Origin of the sequence: Leclercia adecarboxylata (assembly GCF_023639785.1) — a bacterium.
In the GTDB taxonomy this organism is placed as follows: domain Bacteria; phylum Pseudomonadota; class Gammaproteobacteria; order Enterobacterales; family Enterobacteriaceae; genus Enterobacter; species Enterobacter adecarboxylatus_D.
Map to the genome: position 1 here is coordinate 2,871,388 of NZ_CP098325.1, position 14,781 is coordinate 2,886,168.

The 14,781-nt window shown below is 57.1% G+C and carries 16 protein-coding genes; 6 read left to right on the forward strand and 10 right to left on the reverse strand.

Annotated features, from left to right (window positions below):
* Position 1: 1 nt before the first annotated feature.
* Genes ruvC through aspS form a run of 4 tightly spaced genes read right to left on the reverse strand, consistent with a single transcriptional unit; the run spans position 2 to position 3,543 of the window.
* Positions 2 to 523: a crossover junction endodeoxyribonuclease RuvC gene (gene ruvC / locus NB069_RS13695; protein ID WP_250584378.1), complete on the reverse strand. Its 522-nt coding sequence runs from the start codon at positions 521 to 523 to the stop codon at positions 2 to 4.
* Positions 524 to 557: 34 nt separating this feature from the next.
* Positions 558 to 1,298 (reverse strand): YebC/PmpR family DNA-binding transcriptional regulator, encoded by a 741-nt coding sequence (locus tag NB069_RS13700; protein ID WP_039030828.1) that lies wholly within the window; start codon positions 1,296 to 1,298, stop codon positions 558 to 560.
* 27 nt (positions 1,299 to 1,325) lie between these two features.
* On the reverse strand, positions 1,326 to 1,769 hold the full coding sequence (nudB, locus tag NB069_RS13705; RefSeq protein WP_250584380.1) for a dihydroneopterin triphosphate diphosphatase: 444 nt from the start codon (positions 1,767 to 1,769) through the stop codon (positions 1,326 to 1,328).
* A 1-nt stretch (position 1,770) separates the two neighbouring features.
* Positions 1,771 to 3,543: an aspartate--tRNA ligase gene (gene aspS / locus NB069_RS13710; protein ID WP_250584382.1), complete on the reverse strand. Its 1,773-nt coding sequence runs from the start codon at positions 3,541 to 3,543 to the stop codon at positions 1,771 to 1,773.
* A gap of 240 nt (positions 3,544 to 3,783) precedes the next feature.
* Between aspS and NB069_RS13715 the strand changes: the two genes are divergently transcribed.
* From NB069_RS13715 to cmoB, 5 genes are read left to right on the forward strand one after another with little or no spacing between them, the layout of a single operon-like run.
* Positions 3,784 to 4,350 (forward strand): hydrolase, encoded by a 567-nt coding sequence (locus NB069_RS13715; RefSeq protein WP_250584384.1) that lies wholly within the window; start codon positions 3,784 to 3,786, stop codon positions 4,348 to 4,350.
* Positions 4,347 to 5,165 (forward strand): DUF72 domain-containing protein, encoded by an 819-nt coding sequence (locus NB069_RS13720; RefSeq protein WP_250584386.1) that lies wholly within the window; start codon positions 4,347 to 4,349, stop codon positions 5,163 to 5,165. The genes NB069_RS13715 and NB069_RS13720 overlap by 4 nt, the downstream gene beginning before the upstream one ends.
* A 51-nt stretch (positions 5,166 to 5,216) precedes the next feature.
* Positions 5,217 to 5,612 (forward strand): MAPEG family protein, encoded by a 396-nt coding sequence (locus NB069_RS13725; RefSeq protein ID WP_250584388.1) that lies wholly within the window; start codon positions 5,217 to 5,219, stop codon positions 5,610 to 5,612.
* Positions 5,613 to 5,652: 40 nt separating this feature from the next.
* Positions 5,653 to 6,393 (forward strand): carboxy-S-adenosyl-L-methionine synthase CmoA, encoded by a 741-nt coding sequence (gene cmoA / locus NB069_RS13730; protein ID WP_250584390.1) that lies wholly within the window; start codon positions 5,653 to 5,655, stop codon positions 6,391 to 6,393.
* Positions 6,390 to 7,361 (forward strand): tRNA 5-methoxyuridine(34)/uridine 5-oxyacetic acid(34) synthase CmoB, encoded by a 972-nt coding sequence (gene cmoB, locus NB069_RS13735; RefSeq protein ID WP_250584392.1) that lies wholly within the window; start codon positions 6,390 to 6,392, stop codon positions 7,359 to 7,361. Before cmoA ends, cmoB begins: the two co-directional genes overlap by 4 nt.
* Positions 7,362 to 7,486: 125 nt before the next feature.
* Here cmoB and cutC read toward each other — a convergent pair whose 3' ends face one another.
* Both cutC and NB069_RS13745 read right to left on the reverse strand, forming a co-directional pair.
* Positions 7,487 to 8,230, reverse strand: a complete 744-nt coding sequence (gene cutC / locus NB069_RS13740; protein WP_250584394.1) for a copper homeostasis protein CutC — start codon at positions 8,228 to 8,230, stop codon at positions 7,487 to 7,489.
* 9 nt (positions 8,231 to 8,239) lie between these two features.
* Complete coding sequence (locus NB069_RS13745) at positions 8,240 to 8,800, reverse strand: VOC family protein (RefSeq protein WP_250589518.1); 561 nt, start codon at positions 8,798 to 8,800, stop codon at positions 8,240 to 8,242.
* A gap of 174 nt (positions 8,801 to 8,974) precedes the next feature.
* Between NB069_RS13745 and argS the strand changes: the two genes are divergently transcribed.
* Positions 8,975 to 10,708 (forward strand): arginine--tRNA ligase, encoded by a 1,734-nt coding sequence (argS, locus tag NB069_RS13750; protein ID WP_250584396.1) that lies wholly within the window; start codon positions 8,975 to 8,977, stop codon positions 10,706 to 10,708.
* 77 nt (positions 10,709 to 10,785) lie between these two features.
* Here the strand turns inward: argS and NB069_RS13755 are convergent, their stop codons facing one another.
* The 4 genes from NB069_RS13755 to NB069_RS13770 form a co-directional block, all read right to left on the reverse strand.
* Positions 10,786 to 11,925 carry a glycoside hydrolase family 88/105 protein gene (locus NB069_RS13755; RefSeq protein WP_250584398.1) on the reverse strand — a complete coding sequence of 380 codons (1,140 nt, stop codon included), beginning with the start codon at positions 11,923 to 11,925 and terminating at the stop codon, positions 10,786 to 10,788.
* A 4-nt stretch (positions 11,926 to 11,929) separates the two neighbouring features.
* Positions 11,930 to 13,513 carry an MFS transporter gene (locus NB069_RS13760; RefSeq protein ID WP_250584400.1) on the reverse strand — a complete coding sequence of 528 codons (1,584 nt, stop codon included), beginning with the start codon at positions 13,511 to 13,513 and terminating at the stop codon, positions 11,930 to 11,932.
* 256 nt (positions 13,514 to 13,769) lie between these two features.
* Entirely contained in the window at positions 13,770 to 14,285 is a 516-nt protein-coding gene (locus tag NB069_RS13765; RefSeq protein ID WP_250584402.1) for a DUF805 domain-containing protein, read from the reverse strand.
* Positions 14,286 to 14,327: 42 nt separating this feature from the next.
* Positions 14,328 to 14,759 (reverse strand): arginine:ornithine antiporter, encoded by a 432-nt coding sequence (locus NB069_RS13770; RefSeq protein WP_250584404.1) that lies wholly within the window; start codon positions 14,757 to 14,759, stop codon positions 14,328 to 14,330.
* Positions 14,760 to 14,781: the final 22 nt, after the last annotated feature.

Consider the following 14,781-nt stretch of genomic DNA (forward strand, 5'->3'; position numbering starts at 1 on the left):
TTTAGCGTAATCGTCCGCGGGCCAGGTTAAGCCGCGACTCGCTAATCTGCATCGCGTTCTGGCTAACGTGACAATGGGTAATGGCAATGGCCAGCGCATCGGCGGCATCAGCCTGTGGATTAGCGGGCAGTTTTAACAGGGTGCGCACCATGTGCTGCACCTGGCTTTTATCTGCGCCACCGTTCCCCACCACGGTTTGCTTGACCTGCCGCGCGGCGTATTCAAACACCGGCAGATCCTGGTTCACCGCAGCGACAATCGCCACGCCGCGCGCCTGACCAAGCTTCAGCGCCGAGTCGGCGTTCTTCGCCATAAACACCTGTTCGATGGCGAAATAGTCCGGCTGGAACTGGGTGATGATCTCCGTCACGCCCGCGTAAATGAGCTTCAGGCGCGACGGCAGATCTTCCACTTTGGTACGGATACAGCCACTGCCCAGGTAGGTCAACTGACGCCCGACCTGACGGATAACGCCATAACCGGTGATGCGTGAGCCCGGGTCGATACCGAGAATAATTGCCATCACGCCGCTCCGGTTATCGGTTTACGTTGGGCCATTACAGCGTAGCCGCAACCTCGTCGGAGATTTCACCGTTGTGGTAAACTTCCTGCACGTCGTCGCAATCTTCGAGCATGTCGATCAGACGCAGCAGTTTCGGTGCGGTTTCCGCATCCATGTCCGCTTTGGTAGATGGGATCATGGTGACTTCAGCCGCATCGGCTTTCAGGCCCGCCGCTTCCAGAGCATCACGCACTGCGCCCATCTCTTCCCACGCGGTATAGACGTCAATCGCGCCGTCGTCATAAGTCACAACGTCTTCAGCTCCGGCTTCCAGCGCCGCTTCCATGATCGCGTCTTCGTCGCCTTTCTCGAAGGAGATCACGCCCTTCTTGCTGAACAGATACGCAACGGAACCGTCAGTGCCCAGGTTGCCCCCGGTTTTGGTGAAGGCATGGCGCACTTCGGCAACGGTACGGTTACGGTTGTCGGACAGACATTCAATCATCACCGCCGTGCCGCCAGGACCGTAGCCTTCATAAATGATGGTTTCCATGTTCGCGTCTTCATCGCCGCCTACGCCACGGGCGATAGCACGGTTCAGGGTGTCACGGGTCATGTTGTTGCTCAGCGCTTTATCGATCGCGGCACGCAGACGCGGGTTAGAGCCGGCATCGCCGCCACCCAGACGCGCTGCGGTGACCAGCTCACGAATGATTTTGGTGAAGATCTTACCGCGTTTGGCATCCTGTGCCGCTTTGCGGTGTTTGGTGTTGGCCCACTTACTATGACCTGCCATAAAAAACTCTCCAAAAGGCGCGCCCTCTCAGGCGGCGTTAATTACAAATTCTTCAATCGCCTGCCGGTTGCTCCACGACTTGGTTAACGCTGCGGCTTCGGCCGCATTAACCCAGCGGTAGGTCAAATGTTCGGTGAACACGATCTCCCGCTCGTGAGGAAGCGCAAGGCAGAACCAGGATTCTGTATTGCGTTCGGTCCCCGGCGCATAGCGATGACGTAAATGGCTAAAGATTTCAAAATCCACCGTGCGCTGACAGTCCTTCAGGGTCAGTTGCTCGCGGGCAACGTCAATGGTGACCTCTTCCTTTACTTCGCGCGCGGCGGCCTGCAACGCGGTTTCTCCCTCCTCCAGGCTGCCGGTAACCGACTGCCAGAAGGCGGGATCGTCGCGTCGCTGTAACATCAGCACCCGCTTCGTGTCTTCTGCATAAATGATCACTAACACGGAAACGGGAAGCTTATATGTCATATCAGTTTTTCTCTTCCTTTTTCACCACGTCGATACCCAGTTCGCTCAGGGAGGCCGGGTTAGCGAAGCTTGGCGCTTCGGTCATCAGACACGCAGCGGCGGTGGTTTTCGGGAAGGCGATAACATCACGAATGTTGTCGGTGCCGGTCAGCAGCATGGTCAGACGGTCCAGACCAAACGCCAGGCCTGCATGCGGCGGTGTGCCGTACTTCAGGGCGTCCAGCAGGAAGCCAAACTTCTCGCGCTGCTCTTGTTCGTTAATGCCCAGAATGCCAAACACGGTCTGCTGCATGTCGCCGCTGTGGATACGTACGGAACCGCCGCCCACTTCGTAACCGTTGATCACCATGTCGTAGGCGTTAGCGACCGCCTCTTCCGGTGCCGCTTTCAGCTCTGCCGCGGTCATCTCTTTTGGCGAGGTGAACGGGTGGTGCATTGCGGTCAGACCGCCTTCGCCGTCGTCTTCGAACATCGGGAAGTCGATAACCCACAGCGGCGCCCATTTGGCTTCGTCAGTCAGGCTCAGATCTTTGCCCAGCTTCAGACGCAGCGCGCCCAGCGCGTCGGCAACCACTTTCTTGTTGTCGGCGCCGAAGAAGATCATGTCGCCGTCCTGGGCTTCGGTACGCGCCAGAATGGATTCGACGATCTCAGCATTCAGGAATTTCGCCACCGGGCTGGTGATGCCCTCGATGCCTTTCGCGCGCTCGGTGACTTTGATGTAAGCCAGGCCTTTCGCACCGTAGATCTTGATGAAATTGCCGTAGTCGTCAATCTGCTTACGGCTCAGGCTTGCACCGCCCGGTACGCGCAGCGCGGCGACGCGGCCTTTCGGATCGTTGGCCGGGCCAGAGAAGACCGCGAACTCCACGTCTTTCAGCAGGTCAGCAACGTCTACCAGCTCCATCGGGTTGCGCAGGTCTGGTTTGTCAGAGCCGTAGCGACGTTCCGCCTCAGCGAAGGTCATGACAGGGAAGTCGCCCAGATCCACGCCCTTCACGTCCTGCCACAAGCTGCGTACCAGCGCTTGCATCACTTCACGCACTTGTTCAGCGGTCATGAAGGAGGTTTCGACGTCGATCTGGGTAAATTCTGGCTGACGGTCAGCACGCAGGTCTTCGTCACGGAAGCATTTCACGATCTGATAGTAGCGGTCGAAACCGGACATCATCAGCAGCTGTTTGAACAGCTGTGGAGACTGCGGCAGCGCGTAGAATTTGCCTTTATGAACACGGGATGGCACGAGGTAGTCACGCGCGCCTTCCGGGGTCGCTTTGGTCAGCATCGGGGTTTCGATATCGAGGAAACCGTGATCGTCCATAAAGCGGCGCACCAGGCTGGTGATTTTCGCACGGGTTTTCAGGCGCTCGGCCATTTCCGGGCGACGCAGGTCGAGGTAGCGATACTTCAGACGCGCTTCTTCGGTATTGACGTGGTTGAAGTCCAGCGGCAGTGAATCTGAACGGTTAATGATGGTCAGATCGGTCGCCAGCACTTCGATTTCGCCGGTCGCCATGTCGCTGTTGATGTTCTTTTCGTCACGCGCACGCACGGTACCGGTCACCTGGATGCAGAACTCGTTACGCAGTTCAGCAGCCAGCTTTAACGCATCGGCGCGGTCTGGATCGAAAAACACCTGCACGATGCCTTCACGGTCGCGCATATCGATAAAGATAAGGCTGCCAAGATCACGACGACGGTTGACCCAACCACACAGGGTCACCTGCTGTCCGACGTGGGACTGACGCAGCTGCCCGCAATATTCTGTACGCATGAGATATCCCTTAACTTAGCCGCAGGCTACAAGGTCGCAGCTTTCTGTATGTCAAACTGGATGAAAAAAGGCGGCTATTATACTGGAAATTCCGCCAGACGATAAGAGAGAAGCGCGCCAGACGCGCGTTTGCTGCTCGCATCTTGCATATTCTCACAAAATTTAACAAAAATATCAGACCTGGAACAGGCTGGCTCAGCGTAAGGTATTGGCCAGGCTAACTCTTTAACAGGAAAAACCATGTTCACACTCGACGCCGCCCGTACCGCCCTTGTGGTAATTGATTTACAGGAAGGTATCCTGCCCTTTGCCGGGGGTCCGCATACCGCCCAGGATGTGGTCAGCCGCAGCGCACGTCTGGCAGAAAAATGCCGCGCCAGCGGCGCGCCGGTAGTAATGGTGCGCGTGGGCTGGTCCGCCGATTTCGCCGAGGCGCTGAAGCAGCCGGTGGATGCCCAGGGCGCGGCCCATGCCCTGCCGGACAACTGGTGGGACTATCCGCTGTCGCTCGGCAAGCAGGAAAGCGATATCGAAGTGACCAAACGCCAGTGGGGTGCCTTCTACGGTACCGATCTGGAGCTACAGCTGCGCCGTCGCGGCATCGACACTATAATTCTGTGCGGGATCGCTACCAACATTGGCGTGGAATCCACTGCGCGCAACGCCTGGGAGCTGGGCTTTAATCTGGTGATCGCCGAAGATGCCTGTAGCACGGCCACCACCGAGCAGCACCAGGCCAGCATGACCCATATCTTCCCGCGCATTGCCCGGGTACGCAGCACCGACGAGATTATCAGCGCACTATGATCTATCTGGGGTTACCCCAATGGTCGCACCCGAAATGGGTGCGGCTGGGGATTACCGGTCTCGAAGAATATGCCCGCCACTTTAACTGTGTGGAGGGCAATACCACGCTGTACGCGCTGCCTAAACCCGAGGTCGTGGCGCGCTGGCGGGAACAGACCGGCGACGACTTCCGCTTCTGCTTTAAATTCCCGGCCACCATCTCCCATCAGGCCGCGCTGCGTAACTGTGATGATTTAACCGCCGAGTTTTTCACCCGTCTGTCGCCGCTTTCCGACCGCATCGGCCAGTACTGGGTGCAGCTCCCCGCCACCTTCGGGCCCCGGGATCTGCCCGCGCTCTGGCAGTTTCTCGACGCCCTGCCACGGGAATTTACCTACGGCGTTGAAGTCCGTCATCCTGAATTCTTTATAAAAGGCGAAGCCGAGAAAGCGCTTAACCGGGGCCTGCACGAGCGTGGTGTCAACCGGACGATCCTCGACAGCCGTCCCGTTCATGCCGCCACGCCGCACAACGAAGCCATCATCGAGGCGCAGCGCAAAAAACCGAAGGTGCCGGTGCATGCGGTGATGACCGCCAACAATCCGATGGTGCGGTTTATCGGCAGCGATAATATGCCGCAAAACCAGGTGCTGTTTGCCGTCTGGTTGCAGACCCTGGCGAAGTGGGAACAGACCGCCACGCCCTATCTTTTTTTACATACCCCCGATATCGCCCAGGCGCCGGAACTGGTCGATGCTCTCTGGCAGGCCTTGCAGGCCGTGGCGCCGTCCATCGGCAACGCCCCCACTATTCCGCAGCAATCTTCTCTTTTCTGATCTCAGCCCCTATCATATGAAGTGCCATCTGCAAAAAAACAGGGAGTTTGTATGGTTTGCGCGCTGTATGCGGTGCTGGGTGCGTTACTGTTAATCAAGTTTTCGTTCGATGTTGCGCGCCTGCGGATGTCGTACCGCGTCTCTTACGGCGACGGAGGGTTCTCTGAACTGCAGACCGCGATCCGCATTCATGGCAATGCGGTGGAATACATTCCGGCGGCCCTGATTTTGCTGCTGTTTATGGAAATGAACGGCGCGGAGACCTGGATGGTGCATGTCTGCGGCCTGCTGCTGATCCTTGGACGCCTGATGCACTACTATGGCCTTCATCAGCGCCTGTTCCGCTGGCGCCGCTCCGGCATGAGCGCCACCTGGTGTTCGCTTGTGCTAATGGTGCTGGCTAACCTGTGGTATATGCCCTGGGAGTTGGTTTTCTCCGTGCATTAGCGCACAATACGCCCCTTTATTTTTCCCGGATTTTTACGTTATGTCAGATCGCGACACGCTTTTTTCTGCGCCTATCGCCAGTCTGGGCGACTGGACCTTCGATGAACGGGTGGCTGAAGTCTTCCCGGATATGATCCAGCGCTCGGTCCCCGGCTATTCCAATATCATCTCCATGATCGGCATGCTGGCGGAACGTTTTGTTCAGCCGGACACGCAGGTCTACGATCTGGGATGCTCGCTGGGCGCAGCTACGCTGTCGGTTCGTCGTAACATTAAGCACGACGGATGCAAAATTATCGCCGTGGATAACTCTCCGGCGATGGTCGAACGCTGCCGCCGTCATATCGATGCCTGGAAAGCGCCCACCCCGGTTGAGGTGGTCGAGGGCGATATCCGCCATATCGAAATCAAAAACGCCTCCATGGTGGTGCTGAATTTTACCCTGCAATTCCTGGTGCCTGACGATCGTCAGCTGTTGCTGGACAAAATTTATCAGGGGCTGAACCCCGGTGGCGCGCTGGTGCTGTCGGAAAAGTTCAGCTTTGAAGATGCCACCGTTGGTGAGCTGCTGTTCAACATGCACCACGATTTCAAACGTGCCAACGGCTACAGCGAGCTGGAGATCAGCCAGAAGCGCAGCATGCTGGAGAACGTGATGCTGACCGACTCGGTTGAAGCCCACAAAGCCCGTCTGCACAAGGCCGGTTTCGAACACAGCGAGCTGTGGTTCCAGTGCTTTAACTTTGGCTCACTGGTGGCGCTGAAAGGCGGTAACGCATGATTGATTTCGGTAACTTTTATCAGCTGATTGCCAAAAATCACCTCTCCCACTGGCTGGAAACCCTGCCCGCGCAGATTGCCGCCTGGCAGCGAGAGTCGCTGCACGGTCAGTTTAAGCAGTGGAAGAACGCGGTTGAATTTCTGCCGGAGATGACGCCTTACAAGCTCGATCTGCTGCACAGCGTTACCGCCGAGAGCGAAGAGCCGCTGAGCGAAGGCCAGATGCTGCGTCTTGAAAATCTGATGCGTAACCTGATGCCGTGGCGCAAAGGGCCGTTTTCGCTGTACGGGATGCAGATTGACACCGAATGGCGTTCAGACTGGAAGTGGGAGCGCGTCCTGCCGCACCTCTCCGATTTAACCGGGCGCACCATTCTGGATGTCGGCTGCGGCAGCGGCTATCACATGTGGCGTATGATTGGCGCGGGTGCCCATCTGGCGGTGGGCATCGACCCCACCCAGCTGTTCCTCTGCCAGTTCGAAGCGGTACGTAAACTGCTCGGCAACGACCAGCGCGCGCACCTGCTGCCGCTGGGCATTGAGCAACTCCCCGCGCTGGCGGCGTTCGACACCGTCTTCTCGATGGGCGTGCTCTATCATCGCCGCTCCCCGCTGGAGCACCTCTGGCAGCTGAAAGATCAGTTGGTCAACGGCGGCGAGCTGGTGCTGGAGACGCTGGTCGTCGAAGGCGATGAGAACACCGTGCTGGTGCCCGGGGATCGTTATGCCCAGATGCGTAACGTCTACTTTATTCCGTCGGCGCTGGCGCTGAAAAACTGGCTGGAGAAGTGCGGTTTTGTGGATATCCGTATCGCGGACGTTTGCGTCACCACCACCGAAGAGCAGCGCCGCACCGGGTGGATGACCACCGAATCCCTGGCCGAGTTCCTTGATCCGAACGACAGCAGTAAAACGATCGAAGGGTATCCGGCCCCGGTCCGTGCGGTGTTGATTGCCACCAAACCGTAATTTCCCCTCTCCCCGCACGGGAGAGGGAACAAAAAATAGATAAAAAAAGGCCCCTGTTGAATTTGCAGGGGCCTGGTACAAACAAGCATCATATTGGGCGACATGATGCGCGGTAAAAACTGGTTTCAGCGGCGATACTGCTCGATTATCGCCTTCATTCGGGCTACCGACTCTCCCTCTACGCCATAGCGGGAATATTCATCCGCTTCGGCATCCGTCGACATCGACAACCCTGTATTGCGATAGCGCATGGGTGATGGCCACCACTTGCCTGCCGAGCTGTGAAGCTCTTCAACCCCTGCCTCTAAGAACGTCTCCAGGTTGGCGGCGCGAACGCCAGCACCTGCCATTATTATTGGAACACCTGATTGCGCTTTTAGTTCCTTAATTAATGAAATACCTTTTTCCGCAGACGACTGCTGCCCGGACGTCAGCACCCGCGCCACCCCCAGTTCCGCCAGCTTTTCAAAGCCTTGATGAGGATTGACGCACATATCAAAGGCGCGATGAAAAGTTACCGCCATCCCCTGCGCGGCGGCCATAATCTGGCGCATACGCGGCATATCGATTTCGCCATCCTCATCCAGCAGGCCGGTCACCAGCCCCGGATAGCCCAGGTCTTTTACGCAGGCGATATCCTCGAGCATGGCGTTGAACTCGCTGCTGCTGTAGCAAAAATCCCCGCCGCGGGGCCGGATAATCGGATGAACCGGGATACTCACCGCCTGACGCACCGATTTCAGTACGCCATAAGAGGGGGTCAGCCCGCCCTCTTTCGGGGCGGCACAGAGTTCAATGCGATCGGCGCCATGCTGCTGCGCAGTCAGGGCACACTCCATGCTGTAACAACAGATTTCCAGCAATGCCATAAAAGCTCCTTATTGTTCGCTGGCGACAATCTCTTCGATGGTCCAGGGGTGAAACTTCACCGTCACGCTGCCGTCGGTGACCGCCAGAGTGGGGTTAGGCAGGCGCTCGCGCTCCCCTTTGGGCGAGCTGGTTTTAACAAAGATCCCAGGCTGGCTTAGCCCCTCGTCAGAGAGCAACGCCAGGGCGCGGGCATTCAGCGTGTCCGGGTCGCCGGGCAGGACGATTTCGATATGTTCCCAGCCTTCGTGGGGATAGCGTTTTTCACCCGGCCAGGGCAGTTCAACCACGTCAAAGCGCCAGTGGGCAACGCACACCGGCTCATGCAGCTTAAACAGGCAGATAGGACGGCCATTGATGTTGTTTTCTGAGAGCAGCTCGCCGCACTGCTCAAACCCTCGCCGCCAGCGTTCTGCGGTGGCGTTCTGATGGCAGCGCAGGGAGATGTGGTCCGCCGCGAGGGGGGTGATATCCAGCCCCAGGCGAGCGGAAAGCGCCGCAAAGGCGTCGATGAAACGCGGTAAGTCGGCTGCAATGTCCTGCAGCTCGTCAACAGATTGCCAGTTCGCCATCATTAATACTCTTGTCGTCATGCAAAAGCGTTAATTTACTCTGTTGCCCGCCTGCGACCAACCGCTGATTTGAGCCGGTGCTGACGGCAACGGGCAATTGCAGTATACTCCCGGCCTAATTTCTTTAACTGACACGACAGCATGATGGTCGCGTCAAAAATGTAAGGTATCCCGGTGAATATTCAGGCTCTTCTCTCAGAAAAAGTCAGTCAGGCACTGATTGCTGCAGGCGCACCTGCAGACTGTGAACCGCAGGTTCGTCAGTCAGCGAAAGTACAGTTTGGCGACTATCAGGCCAATGGCGTGATGGCAGTGGCTAAAAAACTGGGCATGGCGCCGCGACAACTCGCAGAGCAGGTCCTGACGCATCTGGATCTTACGGGTATCGCCAGCAAAACCGAAATCGCCGGGCCGGGCTTTATCAATATCTTCCTCGACCCTGCTTTCCTGGCGCAGAACGTCGATGCCGCGCTGCAGTCTGACCGTCTGGGCGTGGCCCAGCCGCAGGCTCAGACCATCGTTGTCGACTACTCCGCCCCGAACGTGGCGAAAGAGATGCACGTCGGCCACCTGCGCTCCACCATCATCGGTGACGCCGCGGTGCGTACCCTGGAGTTCCTCGGACACAACGTGATCCGTGCGAACCACGTCGGCGACTGGGGCACCCAGTTCGGCATGCTGATCGCCTGGCTGGAGAAACAGCAGCAGGAAAACGCCGGTGAGATGGCGCTGGCGGACCTCGAAGGTTTCTACCGTGACGCGAAAAAGCACTACGACGAAGACGAAGCCTTCGCCGAGCGCGCGCGTAGCTACGTGGTGAAACTGCAGGGCGGCGACGCGTACTTCCTCGAGATGTGGCGCAAGCTGGTGGACATTACCATGTCCCAGAACCAGATCACCTACGACCGCCTGAACGTCACCCTGACCCGTAAAGACGTAATGGGTGAAAGCCTCTACAACCCAATGCTGGCCGGTATCGTGGCCGATCTGAAGGCCAAAGGCCTGGCGGTCGAAAGCGAAGGCGCGACGGTGGTATTCCTTGATGAGTACAAAAACAAGGAAGGCGAACCGATGGGCGTCATCATCCAGAAAAAGGATGGCGGCTTCCTCTACACCACCACCGATATCGCCTGCGCCAAGTATCGCTACGAGACGCTGCATGCGGATCGCGTGCTCTATTACATCGACTCCCGACAGCACCAGCACCTGATGCAGGCGTGGACCATCGTGCGCAAAGCTGGCTACGTGCCGGATTCCGTACCGCTGGAACACCACATGTTCGGCATGATGCTGGGTAAAGACGGTAAGCCGTTCAAGACCCGCGCAGGCGGCACCGTGAAGCTGGCGGATCTGCTGGATGAGGCGCTGGAGCGTGCCCGCCGTCTGGTGGCCGAGAAAAACCCGGACATGCCTGCTGACGAGCTGGAAAAACTGGCTAACGCCGTCGGTATCGGTGCGGTGAAATATGCGGATCTCTCCAAGAACCGTACCACCGACTACGTCTTCGACTGGGATAATATGCTGGCGTTTGAAGGTAACACCGCGCCGTACATGCAGTATGCCTATACCCGCGTGCTGTCTGTCTTCCGTAAGGCTGACATCGATGAAAGCGTGCTGGCCCAGGCGCAGGTGACGATTACCGAAGATCGTGAGGCGCAACTGGCAGCGCGTCTGCTGCAGTTCGAAGAGACCCTCTCCGTGGTGGCCCGCGACGGTACGCCGCACGTGATGTGTGCCTACCTGTACGATCTGGCTGGCCTGTTCTCTGGCTTCTATGAGCACTGCCCTATCCTCTCCGCCGAAAGCGAAGCGGTCCGCAACAGCCGCCTGAAGCTGGCGCAGCTGACGGCGAAGACCCTGAAGCTGGGTCTGGATACCCTGGGTATCGAAACCGTAGAACGTATGTAAAAACAAACCCGGCGAAAGCCGGGTTTATTGTTTTGTAGCCCCGGTAAGCGCAGCGCCCCCGGGGAATTTTCACAAGATCAGAAGAACTTCCGCAGATATTCCGTCAGACACAAAATCGCCATCGCCTGACCGTACGGCATGGAGGTCAACGGGATCTGGCGATAGAATTCCAGATCGCTGCCCATCCCGGTGCCGAACGAGGTTTGCAGCAGCTCACCTTCCGGGGAGATGTTTTTCACAATCCCGCGAATGGCTTTCTCCGCCACCTCCGTATACTCCGGCCCCACATAGCGCTTGCGCACCGCTTTCAGGATCCCGTAGCTGAACCCTGCCGTGGCGGACGCCTCCAGGTAGGAGTCTGGATCGTCGAGTAGCGTATGCCACAGGCCGCTTTCGTCCTGGCACTTCGCCAGCGCGGCAATCTGCGCATTCAGCACCTGCACCAGATAACGGCGCACGGCGTTGTTTTCCGGCAGTTCCACCAGCTCGAGGAAATCCGGGATCACAATCGTCAGCCAGCTGTTGCCGCGCGCCCAGCGGGCGTTAGCAAAGTTATGCTGACCGTCGTAGCTCCAGCCGTGGAACCACAGGCCGGTCTCCCTGTCCATCAGGTTCTGCACATGCAGCAGGAACTGATACACCGCCTCTTCCACGTACTCTGGCTTGTTGAGCAGTTTGCCAATCTTCGCCAGCGGCAGGACGGTCATCATCAGGGTGTCGTCCCACATCTGCTGGTGGTTCTCTTCCGCCAGGGTGATGTGCTGCATGCCGCCGTGTTCGGTGCGCGGCATCTCGTTCATCGCCCACTCGGCCCAGCTCTCCAGCCACGGCAGCCAGGCCGGGTTGCGCGTCTCTTCATAGCGATACGCAAGGGTCAAAAACGGCGACATGGTGTTAACGTTTTTGGTGGTGGCCCCCTCGGCAAAACGGTCGGTAAACCAGCTGTCGATGATGTCGCGCATCGCTTCATCCCCGGTCTGGCAGTAATACTGCCAGATACCGTAGAGACCCACTCCGTGGGTCCACTCCCAGCCCGCCCAGCCTTTGGTGTCGATGACCCGCCCGTCGTCCAGCCGCAGTAAAAACTCGCCGGTTTTATCGTGAATGTTCACCAGGTTATGCGTCACTTTTTGGATCAGCGTTTTCAGCTCATCTCTGGCGATAAAACGCTCTGGCTGACGCAGTAACGGGCTATGTTTGACAGGCCAAACCTTCATAATCTTAACCTCTGTTGTAAGTCGAATTCAGTGGAGCACGTTCTTTCAGGGACGGTGCAGCGGGCTTATTACGATTCAGATAACCGATGTTGTTGTTACCCCACAGGCAGTCGTAAGGCATACCGGCCAGCATCTCAACCGTGGCACGGGCCTGCGGTGTGGCGGTTTCCGGCATCGCGCGGCCAGACTCACGCATTTTGGCCGTCTCTTCGCGCAGCGTGCTGTGCGTTTGTAAGTTCAGCTTGAAGCGCAGCGACACCAGGAAGCCGCAGCACAGCACCAGGATGGTCCCCACGCTCAGGATCATCAGAATGGTGTGGCTTACCCCTTCCGGCTGCACTTTCTGGCCGCTCACAAAGCCGGACATCTGCATCACAATCCCCACCAGCATGATGGCACCCGCCTGAGAGGCCTTACGGGTCAGGGTCATGATGCCGGCGAAGATCCCTTCCCGGCGCTGGCCGGTGATGACTTCATCCACGTCAGCAATGTAGGTGTAGGTGTTCCATGGAACGTAGTTGATCCCGCCGCGGCCCAGCCCCGCCAACGCGGAAACCAGCAGCAGCAGCGCGTAGATATCGCTCATCCCGGCATAATAGAGCCCGGCGTACGACATGGACGCGAGACCAAACAGCACCACCACCATGCGGTAGGACGGCGCCGGTCCAAAGCGGATGCACAGCGGGATCATGGCGATAACGGCGAGGAACTGGAAGATAGCCATGGTGCCCAGCAGGTTGGAGGCCATGGAAGCTTCCTGCATCAGGACAAAGACCACGTAGTAGGTGAAGACGGCGTTGAACACGTCCTGGGCGATATAGCCCCCAAGGTACATCCCCAGATGCTGACGGAAGATTTTGATCCGCAGGGTGGAACTCAGCTCCACGAACAGACGGTTCAGGCTCTGGCCGAGGGTCAGTTTTTGCTTCTCCTCTTCGGCGCGCAGCGCGGCTTCGCTCCACTCTTCACGCGGACGTTCCCAGGTGAAGAACCAGACGAAGGTCAGCATCAGGGCACAGAGCACCGAGAACACCAGGCTGGCATAGAAGAAGGAGACGGCGTTGTCTTTCCCGAAGTGGGTCAGCAGAATACCCGGCAGGAACGAGGCCAGAATCGCCGACATCTGCGCCATTGAGATACGCGCCCCGGAGAATTTGGTTTTCTGTTTGAAATCGTCGGTCATCTCCGGCACCAGCGTTTCGTACGGGACCAGGATCATGGTGTAGACGATATCGAAGATGAGATAGGTCAGCAGGTAGTACCAGAAGCCCATATCCCCGACCCACATCAGCGAATAGCTGAAGACGCACGGGATACCCAGCAGAATAAAGAACTTACGGCGGCCAAAGCGTTTGCCAAACCAGGTGGTCCCGAAGTTATCGGTCAGGAAGCCCATCAGCGGACTGACGACGGCATCAAGAACCCTGGCCGCCGCAAAGATGAAGGTGGCCTCAATCGGCGTAAGACCACAGAAAGTCGTGTAGAAATACAACAGCCAGGCAGCGGTCAGCGCTGTCGTTCCCGCCCCGAGAAAATCGCCCGATCCGTAAGCAAGATAGTTCGCGAGTCCAATTTTACGTGTTTTCATTACCGTCGACCCTGTAAGTTTCAGATGACTCCCGGTTAACCCGGAGCTAACGGGAGTGACTACAGGGTTACAGTAAGAGTATCGCTACCGGGATACCTTTCTGTTTCTGCCATCACGGCGGGGCAACTGGCAAAAATGCAAAGAGATTTACTACGCGTGTCACTCTTTTATAAAACAGCGTTTCTCTTGCTTCAAAAGGCGGGGTCAAAAATGCGAGCCAGTCATCAGAATGGCCTGATAACTGGCGATAAAGCATTCAGATATCCTCCGGGGCCGTCTCTTTTGTCGGCAAGCAGCTTATCCAGATCAGATAAATCAGCCCTGCACAGCCGGTCAGGCTACTGAGGGCGCTGACGATCTGATCCGCACGAGCGGCATCTGTCTGGAAAAGCAAAACACGGTAAAGACCGTTGAGAATCAACGGCAGGATCAGCAGCTGTGTCAGTAGCCCCCCGCCAAACCACCATCCCGATCTTCCTGCATCGTGCATTCTGCGGATCCCGAGTGAGATCAGGGGCAGCAGCAGTATTAAAGGCGCAATAGCACTGAGGGGAAGCCAGACATACCAGGCCCATACCAGCATCATGCCACCCCGGGCGGTTGAATCGCTAACGGATACGGCAAGGAGGAGATAACTCATTGCCGCGATGAATACAAAAATCATGATATTAATTACGATAAATGACCAAAACGCTTTCCGCGTTGCGCGGCCCGTATAGACAAAGGTCTTTTTCCAGCCGTCAAAATAGCAATGCTTAATACTTTCGTTCATATCTTCATCCTTTACGCGTTATATCCCTGACGTTATCAAAAATCACTTATTGAGTTTTTTCGCGACCATCAATGAACCGACCTTCAGCGCCTCTGACATTAACAATAAAATTAGCGCTACCGCTACTCCCCCTGAATGTATATATTGCACAAGCCAGGGCAAAAAGGAGAGCGACGGAACGACCAACAGCAGGCGCAAAGGGGTCTGCGCGGCCACCAGATAGCAGACCTTTCCCCAGGCCACGAGCAGCAATGCCGCTGAAAACACAATGGACAAGGTTAATATCATTGAAAGAATAAAGACAACCATCAGCCAGACTCCTTCCCCATGCTCTGAATAGAGCGCGCGAAAGTTATTAATATCAGCCAGGAAGGGAATACGCCGCTGGATAATATTCTGCCCGATATAGATTGCCAGATATAAAATATCCATGGCGCCCCAAAACAGACAGACCTGGCGAAAGTGCATTTTCATAGTTTTGTCCTTTTACATTAAC

Excerpts from the sequence above, each read along its gene's own strand:
- NB069_RS13725 (WP_250584388.1), top strand. The coding sequence starts at position 5,217 with ATGGTTTGCGCGCTGTATGCGGTGCTGGGTGCGTTACTGTTAATCAAG.
- NB069_RS13745 (WP_250589518.1), bottom strand. The coding sequence starts at position 8,800 with ATGGCGAACTGGCAATCTGTTGACGAGCTGCAGGACATTGCAGCCGAC.
- nudB (WP_250584380.1), bottom strand. The coding sequence starts at position 1,769 with ATGACATATAAGCTTCCCGTTTCCGTGTTAGTGATCATTTATGCAGAA.
- NB069_RS13760 (WP_250584400.1), bottom strand. The coding sequence starts at position 13,513 with ATGAAAACACGTAAAATTGGACTCGCGAACTATCTTGCTTACGGATCG.
- cutC (WP_250584394.1), bottom strand. The coding sequence starts at position 8,230 with ATGGCATTGCTGGAAATCTGTTGTTACAGCATGGAGTGTGCCCTGACT.
- NB069_RS13715 (WP_250584384.1), top strand. The coding sequence starts at position 3,784 with ATGTTCACACTCGACGCCGCCCGTACCGCCCTTGTGGTAATTGATTTA.
- cmoA (WP_250584390.1), top strand. The coding sequence starts at position 5,653 with ATGTCAGATCGCGACACGCTTTTTTCTGCGCCTATCGCCAGTCTGGGC.
- NB069_RS13700 (WP_039030828.1), bottom strand. The coding sequence starts at position 1,298 with ATGGCAGGTCATAGTAAGTGGGCCAACACCAAACACCGCAAAGCGGCA.
- cmoB (WP_250584392.1), top strand. The coding sequence starts at position 6,390 with ATGATTGATTTCGGTAACTTTTATCAGCTGATTGCCAAAAATCACCTC.
- NB069_RS13720 (WP_250584386.1), top strand. The coding sequence starts at position 4,347 with ATGATCTATCTGGGGTTACCCCAATGGTCGCACCCGAAATGGGTGCGG.
- aspS (WP_250584382.1), bottom strand. The coding sequence starts at position 3,543 with ATGCGTACAGAATATTGCGGGCAGCTGCGTCAGTCCCACGTCGGACAG.
- NB069_RS13755 (WP_250584398.1), bottom strand. The coding sequence starts at position 11,925 with ATGAAGGTTTGGCCTGTCAAACATAGCCCGTTACTGCGTCAGCCAGAG.
- NB069_RS13765 (WP_250584402.1), bottom strand. The coding sequence starts at position 14,285 with ATGAACGAAAGTATTAAGCATTGCTATTTTGACGGCTGGAAAAAGACC.
- NB069_RS13770 (WP_250584404.1), bottom strand. The coding sequence starts at position 14,759 with ATGAAAATGCACTTTCGCCAGGTCTGTCTGTTTTGGGGCGCCATGGAT.
- ruvC (WP_250584378.1), bottom strand. The coding sequence starts at position 523 with ATGGCAATTATTCTCGGTATCGACCCGGGCTCACGCATCACCGGTTAT.